General features: G+C 44.7%; 7 protein-coding genes. 1 reads left to right on the top strand and 6 read right to left on the bottom strand.

Annotation, left to right across the window (positions count from 1 at the left end; translation table 11 throughout):
• A partial coding sequence (locus tag Q8R38_03765; GenBank protein MDP3791144.1) for a YDG domain-containing protein occupies window positions 1–498 on the top strand: 498 nt, incomplete at its 5' end.
• Between the two features lie 47 nt (window positions 499–545).
• Here Q8R38_03765 and Q8R38_03760 read toward each other — a convergent pair.
• The 6 genes from Q8R38_03760 to Q8R38_03735 form a co-directional block, all read right to left on the bottom strand.
• Entirely contained in the window at window positions 546–1,352 is an 807-nt protein-coding gene (locus tag Q8R38_03760) for a hypothetical protein (protein ID MDP3791143.1), read from the bottom strand.
• A 63-nt stretch (window positions 1,353–1,415) separates the two neighbouring features.
• The gene (locus tag Q8R38_03755) at window positions 1,416–3,533 is read right to left on the bottom strand and encodes a ShlB/FhaC/HecB family hemolysin secretion/activation protein (GenBank protein ID MDP3791142.1); all 2,118 of its coding nucleotides are present in this window, start codon (window positions 3,531–3,533) and stop codon (window positions 1,416–1,418) included.
• Between the two features lie 76 nt (window positions 3,534–3,609).
• A complete protein-coding gene (locus tag Q8R38_03750; GenBank protein ID MDP3791141.1) occupies window positions 3,610–4,200 on the bottom strand; it encodes a MarC family protein in 591 nt (196 codons plus the stop codon).
• Between the two features lie 100 nt (window positions 4,201–4,300).
• Window positions 4,301–4,489: a DUF2934 domain-containing protein gene (locus Q8R38_03745; protein ID MDP3791140.1), complete on the bottom strand. Its 189-nt coding sequence runs from the start codon at window positions 4,487–4,489 to the stop codon at window positions 4,301–4,303.
• A gap of 53 nt (window positions 4,490–4,542) precedes the next feature.
• Window positions 4,543–6,216: a glycoside hydrolase family 57 protein gene (locus Q8R38_03740; protein MDP3791139.1), complete on the bottom strand. Its 1,674-nt coding sequence runs from the start codon at window positions 6,214–6,216 to the stop codon at window positions 4,543–4,545.
• The gene (locus tag Q8R38_03735) at window positions 6,206–7,795 is read right to left on the bottom strand and encodes a DUF1957 domain-containing protein (protein MDP3791138.1); all 1,590 of its coding nucleotides are present in this window, start codon (window positions 7,793–7,795) and stop codon (window positions 6,206–6,208) included. Before Q8R38_03735 ends, Q8R38_03740 begins: the two co-directional genes overlap by 11 nt.

Below are 7,795 nucleotides of genomic sequence, written 5' to 3'. Positions count from 1 at the left end.
ATTACCGCTAACAATAAGACATACGACGGCACAACAGCCGCTACCCTTAATACGACACTGGCAGCCTTAAGCGGTGTAGTAGCCGGTGATACAGTTACCCTTGATACTACAGCCGCTACAGGCGCATTTGCAAGTAAAGATGTTGGCACTGATAAACTGGTCACTATATCAGGCCTTACGATTAGTGGAGGCAGTTCAGCCAATTACTCGCTTACGCAGCCCACTACTACAGCTAATATCACGGCTGCGCCTGCACCTAACCCTACACCTACGCCTACCCAGAGCAATGTGAGCCACGCCACCAATGAGAGCAATGTCGTGATAAGTGACTCCATTACAGAGGCTTATTCTACGTTAAGTGTTAATGAGGCAAGGATGGAAAGTGTCCAGACGAGAATAGGTGCCTATGTAACGGCATTACAGAAGATTATGTCTCCCGCATCAGCTACTGGTCTAAGAGTAATGGTTGATGGAGAGAGGGTATATATAGGGCGGTAAAAGCATAAGGGGGCTAAAAAGGTAAATAAGGGCACTGGTTAAAAGTGTTACTTGGATTCTTGCTTGGCTTCTTCTTTTGCCTTGGCCTCTTCTCTTACCTTCTTGTCGGCCTCTATCCTTGCCTGGCGCTCGGATTCTTTTTTGGCCTTTTCTTCCGCTCGTTTGCGCTCACGCTGTTCGGCTTCTTGTTTTCTTTGAGCTTCACGCTCGAGTCTGGCTTGCTCTCTTGCCTTTTCATCAGCTTGGCGCTGTGCTTCGCGCTGTAAACGGGCTTGTTCTCTTTTTTCAGCTTCGAGGCGATCCTGCTGTTCTTCGGCTTTTCTTTCGGCTTCGAGCTTTGCTTTACGCTCGGCTTCTTTTTTGCTTAGCTCTTCCTGGCGTGCTTTTTCTTTTGCTTGGCGTTTGGCCTGATCTTCTTGACGGGCTTTTTTATCGGCCTGGTCGATATAACTGCGCATCTCCGGATCTTTAGTTATATTAAGCGCGTTCTGCCATGCTTCTTTCGCGCCTTTTAAGTCACCTTCTTTATGCAGGGCATTACCCTTATCAAAAAATTCCTTTACCTTTGCCTCGCGTTCCTGATTGCGAACCCTGATCTCTTCTTCCGCCAGCTCCTTATCTATCCTTTTAATACCCTCCTGTGCCTGCTGTATAATATCTTTTAACCGCATACTGTAGGACGGGGCCGCTTTCTCTATAGCCTCTGAAGTAACTACTGCCTTGTCCTTGGTGGTTTCATCTTGTATGGAGGGCTGGGCTATCTCTTCTTTGGATACATCTTCATCGGCAAATACAAACGGGACTGAATATAGGAACAACATCGCTAGTAAAATATAATACTTACGTATGCGCATATTAAAAATCCCTTTCTCTTATATATAAGTATAGTTTACAACACTCACAAAAAATTGCAATGATTAAAATTCAAATTCAAGCGGACGGACCTGTGCCTGGCTTTCAACGTCCCGCCATATCTTTTTAGCCTCTTCAAGCTTTCCCTGTTTATACAGGGCAAGCGCTTCATCGTTCTTCTTATTAAGTTCAGCCTCCAGCGCAACGCGTTGGCTCATATATTCCTGGGCTTGCGTATGCACGGCCCTGCCGATATTTATAACCATAGCGTACATCTTCTTTGATTCTTTCAACTTTCCCTGCTTATACAAATCGTCTCCCATCGAAAGACAGTAAAACAGCTTTTCCTTAAGCGGACTATCGGGCATCGAAAGCGCCTCATTAATAATCGAGCGCAGCTCTTTCTGCTTCTTCTCTTCTCTCATCTCATTCATAATACGCTCTATCTCGCTGGGCAGCTTGTCTTCTATATTCAACGATATATGAAAACGGCCTTTTGTGCTTCCCTCTGTTAAGGCAGGCTGTCCGAATAGCTTAAAGGGAATACCCCATTCCAATCTCAATGATACCTGATTATAAAAATTCATCCTAAGGCCCGCTCCGACAGATGAAAGCCTGCGCGGCTTAGGGTCGCCTTTGTGTTCTCCATAACCATAGTCAAGAAATATCAGGCCGGTTAGCTGGTCCACTAAAGGTTTTTCCGCGTAAGGAAGCTTCCAGCCCTTTGGAAGAAAAAATAGAGGGCTGATCATCTCGGCGTTTACGAGTATCATCTTGTCAGCCAGATAGTCGCTTGGCGGATAGCCTCTCACTGTATCTATGCCGCCGATACCATATTGCTCCTGCGAAAATAATTTTTCCGACGCAAGCTGCGTCCTGAACCTCAAACTCTGTTGAAGCTTAAAGGGCAGGCTGGTCCTGTTCTGGGCGGTGAATAAAAACTTTGTGTAGGTTGGCGTAGCGCCGGCTCTTGAGGCAAGAGGGTTATTCTTTTTACTCGCTCCAAAAACATTCAGGCCCTGGTCTATCTCGGGCGATATATAAGTTACGCTATTTGTACCGCGTATCACAAAATTCCCGGCCAAGTTAATGGGCCTTATTCTGTCTCTGTTTAAAGTGCCCGTACCGCTCGAATACCAAGTGACTTTATCCTTCGCGTCAAAACCTATGGAGACCTCTCCGAGGTACTCATCTTTTTTATATATGTCCTGACGTATCGAGACCGTGGTATTATTCGCTTCAGACTTCAGCGAATAAACATCAAAATCCTTCTTGGGGGTGGACTTGCTGTAACTGTAACCGTAGAGTAATGACGCGCCGTTACCGCTGATGGGTATGCTATGATAGATGTATTCGCCGATAAAGTTTTTCCCGTATGATAACCCCGTAATAAGGGTGTCGTCATAACCAAGCATATTATTGTTTCGTATACCAAAACCATTCCTTTCACGGCCGGTTGTCATTATACCTTCTCTATCGAAAGTGTATTGGCCATGTATCGGAAAACGCGTCTTTGAGGTCAATATAACATTGGTGGTTCCGGGCTTGGCTCCAGCGTGTAAAGACGCCCTCACCTCCCGATCGGGATTCTTATTCATCATCTGAAGGCTCTTCGATATCCTGTCGTAGCGGAGTATCTCGCCTTCTTTGACGCTCCAGTAATATCTAAGCATCTTCTTTCTGAAATGCGGCGACTTTTGAATTTCAAGCTCGCCCATTCTGGACTCCACAACCTGCATCGTGATCGTATTATCTTTTACTTCCTGAGGCGGCAGAAATACCGCGGCTATTATGCCTTTTTTCAGATATTCAGCGGCTATTTCCCTGGCGAGATTATTTAAGTCGGTGAGAGTCTCATCCCTATTCTCATATTTTTCCAAAAGAAAAGCAAAATCTTCAGGCAGAAAAGTTTCGCAGCCAGCAAGGTTTACCTTCTTCACAAAAAACTTCTGTTCGCCTGCTTTTGGTTTTTCTTCTTCTACGGCGGGGGTGGTGGGTTTTTGTGGGATCCTTCTTAACTCTCTTTCTACACGCTTCTCTGTGTCACGGCCGAAGCGATCAGACTCCCTCGTCGCCCTGGACGCGTCCGGCGTCGCGGGCGGCTGGGCATGCGAAAGAGACACAAACGCAATAAAAAGAGATGCTATCCCTATATTCGATATTAGTATACGATGATTGCTCATAATTATATTATATAATCAAATATACCTAACAAAAGTCAGTTTGTCAACGGTTGATTCAATACATTTTGTCGGACATTTATTTGGAAAGTGACGCTGCTATGGTATCGACGAGCCCTTTACGCATCATCATTATGGCTATTGCGGCAAGCAGCAAAGCGGCTATCTTTGAAACTGCTTTCGATCCCGCTTTACCGAGAAAGTTTGATATCGCGCCCGCGTAATAAAACGTTATCCAGGTTATTGCCAGGTTGGTAATAAAAGACAACACTGTCATATATGGACCGTAGGTATCCAAAAGTATTATTATTGTCGTAAGGACTGCCGGGCCGACGACCAGCGGAGTGCCGATAGGCATCGCTCCCATCGTTTCACTGGAAAGCTTGCGATTTTTTTCGTACTGCAAGATATCCTTCAGAGAGATTGCCAGAAGCACCGCGCCGCCCGCTATCTTAAAATCAGATACCTGAACGCCCAATATGCCGAATATCCACTTGCCAAGGAAGAGAAATACTATTCCTATAAGAAAGGCTGTTATTATCGACTGGTTTATTATTCTCTGTTTTTCTTTTTTCTTGAGATGTTCGGTAAAGCCGATGAACATTGGAAGGATACCTATAGCATCCATCGCTACAAATATAGGTATAAATGAAAGCAGAAATATTTTCATAATTATTTGTGATTATACCACGAGTGACAGACTTAAAACAATAAAAAAGGCAGGGTATACCACCCTGCCTTTAAACTTTTAAGATCGCTTAAGAAACCTTTTACTTACAACCGCACTTCCCCTTTACGATCCTCTCCGCTTCTAACCAGTCATCCATTGAATGACCGGACTTGCGGCCCCTCTTTTCGTAAAGCTCATAAGCTTTTTTAGCTACCAACTTGTTCAAATCTTCAGTCGACATAGATGGGTTAGAAGATCTGCCAAGTTTTATGGTCGATGTTCTTGCCATAACTTTCCCCCCCTTCGTTTTTCAGGAAATATTATTATACCCTTTTTGGTGTTTTATGCAATAGAAATCTTTAAAAAGTCCGGCACGGGCTTTTTGAGAAACTTATATATATTCTTAAGATGCGTCCGGTACAATTTATCAAATGGATTATCGGATCCCGAGTGCGCCCTGCCGCCATACCACCAGTTCCAATCACTGCCTTCCGCTATATAAAATTCCCTCCACGCTTTTTCAAGGGCATCTTCATTACCGGGATTTTTTTTCATCTGTTTGGTGAATTTAACAAGATCTTTTCTCACAGCCGAAAGATAGTCCCAAGACAGATTGTCCTGTTCTTCGCCTATCCATATTCTGAAATTATGATTTATCCATGACGCTGGGAATATTGTATCGAGCGACTTGTCAGGCGGCTCTATTCCAAGGTGGCCGCTTATTGTAGTGGCCTCCAGGTCTTTGTCATTATCAAGGCTGGAGTATAGCGCTTGGAAGAACTCTCTTCCGTTATCATGGAAATATTCCCATGCGTTCTCTCCATCCATAGCTATCACTACCATTCTTCTTTGAGTTTCATTGGCCAGTGACGCGGAAATATTTTTAAAGTGCCCGATGAGATCGGCCGCCGCCTCCGATTGGTCCCACGCGTTATAATTAAAACTTATGATATCGGAGAGATTCTTGTCTCTAAAAACTACCGACAACGACTTTGATCCCTTGCTGAATTTATACGGCTGGTATATTATGCGGCGGTCCGCGTGGTGGTGAGCTTTTTGCTTCTTATCCGACATCGCTATGCTTCTGAACAAAATGTCTTCATCGGTTGCCGCCCATTTTATACCGTTTGCCGCCATTATCCCGAGAGCCTCATCCGATACGCTCCCTTCTGAGGGCCACATACCGCGCGGCGGGGTTCCGAATATATCGGCATGATAGCTTATCGCTTCTTTTATATGCCATGCGGCGTCTTCCGGATGCTGAAATCTATTTTTAGGAAGCGGGGCGCCCGGCATTGAAATTTTGGCTATCGATGTATCACATATAAGAGGCGTGATAGGATGGTAAAACGGGGTTGCCGATATTTCTATCCTGCCGGCATCCTGAAGTTTTTTGTATAGGGGTATGATATTGCCTATGATCTCTTTTTGTTTTAATATCACGTAGGCCTTGTCGTCTTCGGTATAAGCACCGCATTTTTTAGACAGGTCTTTTAAATTTTTATCTTTATCTATACTTATAGAGTGAAACCACGCCATATTAAAAAATACCTGCAGGTCCAGAAAATCCTGCGCGGAGAACTTAGCCGCTATCTTTTTCATCGCGCGGTCAGAAACATTCGCAAGGCCCTTCTTCATAAGAAGCTCCGAGTAGCGTTCATTCGGCTCTATGAAATTCTTAAAATTTACCCTGAAGAAATTTTCCAGTATATCCAGCTTATCATCCTCGGTAAGTGAGGACGCCTTCTTTCTCGTAAGGTCCAAAAGCGCGTCGGTAGCATCATTGTGGGCATAATCATGTATCTGCTCCAAAAGGGACGGAACAAGGTTGAATGTCATTCTTATATTATCGAAATCTTCCAATAGCGCGGCCATCGGAAAATAATCTTTGATGGCATGAAACCTTGCCCATGGCATGTAGTATCTGCCTGTTATGGTGTCTTTGTAACAGGGCTGATGCATGTGCCACAGAAAAGCGATCGATAATTTTTTAGCGGGTTTTACATCAGGTGGCATAGACGGAATAATCTATATCCGGAAAGATATTATATTTATATTCGCACTCTTTTATATATGTTTCATCGACAGAATTTTCTTTTACCTCTTCATATAGCTCATTAAAATGCTCGGCATGCTCCCTTAAGCGTTCGACCGCGTAAGGTACGTGAGAACCCGTCTTCATGATAAACGCCCAGTCGCTTGATTGCGCCAGCAACAGCTCCCTGGCCATCTGGTTTAAGGCTCTGCGCACCAAGCCCTTCGCGTTTTTGTAAGTATTCGCGACTTCTACCATACGTTCGGCCATTTTGTGGACATGCCTGTATACCCAGTCATTGGAACCCTCCAGCCACATCTCGGAATAACCCTTCCAGCCCCAGCTGGAAAACGCGGGCGCAAGCACCTGAAATTTCTTGTGCATCTTAAGATAATCGCCGGGCGTGGCTAAAGCTATATTTTTCTGGTCATAATGCATCTTGCGGATAAGAAAATCGAGCCACATAGGGCCTTCATACCACCAGTGACCATAAAGCTCGGCGTCATATGGAGAGACGAGAAGCGGGAGCCTGTCGCCCATCTGGCCCTGCAAATATTCAACCTGCTTTTCCCTGTTGAACATAAAATTTCCGGCATGGCTTGCGGCCGTCTCGCGGGCAATTTCCGGCGAATACGGCTCTTTTGCGTTTGACGTCCCTGTTATTCTGTAATATTTTATACCGGTATTTATTCTGACTCCGTCAGGATTTATATAGGGCTTTATATATTCGTAGTCCAGATCAAAACCTATATCTCTGTAGAATTCCCTGTAGTTACAATCTCCCGGGTAACCCTCTACCGCGCTCCACACGGCTTTGGACGACTCCATGTCGCGCCCTAAAACAGCGACGCCATTTTTACATAGATAAGGATTAAATACTCCAAATCTTGGCCGGGGGTTACCGAATAAAACACCGTGCGTATCAACGAAGAAGTATCTTATGCCCTGCTCTTTTAAGATCTCCTCATCGCCCGGATTATACCCGCATTCCGGAAGCCATATTCCAAGGGGCTTTTTTCCATAAACCTTTTGATAAAGATCCGCCGCGACCTTGACCTGCGCCCTGACAGAGGCTTTTCTTTCCACCTCCATCAGAGGAAAATACCCATGAGTGGCACCGCAGGTGATAACTTCCAGCCTTCCCAAATCCTGAAAACGCCTAAAAGCGTTGTTTAGGTCTTTCTTATACTCATCTACGAATATGCGCCGCGCATCGAGAAAAGAATTGTGATACATATGGGCAAGTTTATTGAACCGGTCATCCCATTTTGTCCTCTCTATCTCTTTCCAGGACAATTCTATCAGCTTATTTAAATGTCTTACATACTTATTCTGAAGGTGTTCGTCCATAAACATGGACATGAGAGTAGGAGAGACCGATACGGTAATCCTGAAATCGACCTTATCTCTTATAAGATCGTCGAATACTTTTATCAGCGGGATATACGTTTCTGTGATGGCTTCAAAAAACCAGTCTTCTTCGAGAAAGTCTTCATGTTCCGGATGGCGGATGAAAGGAAGGTGCGCGTGAAGAACTATCGCTAAATATCCTTTGGGCAT

The sequence above is a fragment of the Candidatus Omnitrophota bacterium genome (genome assembly GCA_030695905.1).
In the GTDB taxonomy this organism is placed as follows: Bacteria; Omnitrophota; Gorgyraeia; order 2-01-FULL-45-10; family 2-01-FULL-45-10; genus CAZHPY01.
This window is presented reverse-complemented; position numbering and strand designations above follow the sequence as displayed.

Coding starts and splice junctions, on each gene's coding strand:
- Q8R38_03760 (MDP3791143.1), bottom strand. CDS start 1,352: ATGCGCATACGTAAGTATTATATTTTACTAGCGATGTTGTTCCTATAT.
- Q8R38_03755 (MDP3791142.1), bottom strand. CDS start 3,533: ATGAGCAATCATCGTATACTAATATCGAATATAGGGATAGCATCTCTT.
- Q8R38_03750 (MDP3791141.1), bottom strand. CDS start 4,200: ATGAAAATATTTCTGCTTTCATTTATACCTATATTTGTAGCGATGGAT.
- Q8R38_03745 (MDP3791140.1), bottom strand. CDS start 4,489: ATGGCAAGAACATCGACCATAAAACTTGGCAGATCTTCTAACCCATCT.
- Q8R38_03740 (MDP3791139.1), bottom strand. CDS start 6,216: ATGCCACCTGATGTAAAACCCGCTAAAAAATTATCGATCGCTTTTCTG.
- Q8R38_03735 (MDP3791138.1), bottom strand. CDS start 7,795: ATGCCCAAAGGATATTTAGCGATAGTTCTTCACGCGCACCTTCCTTTC.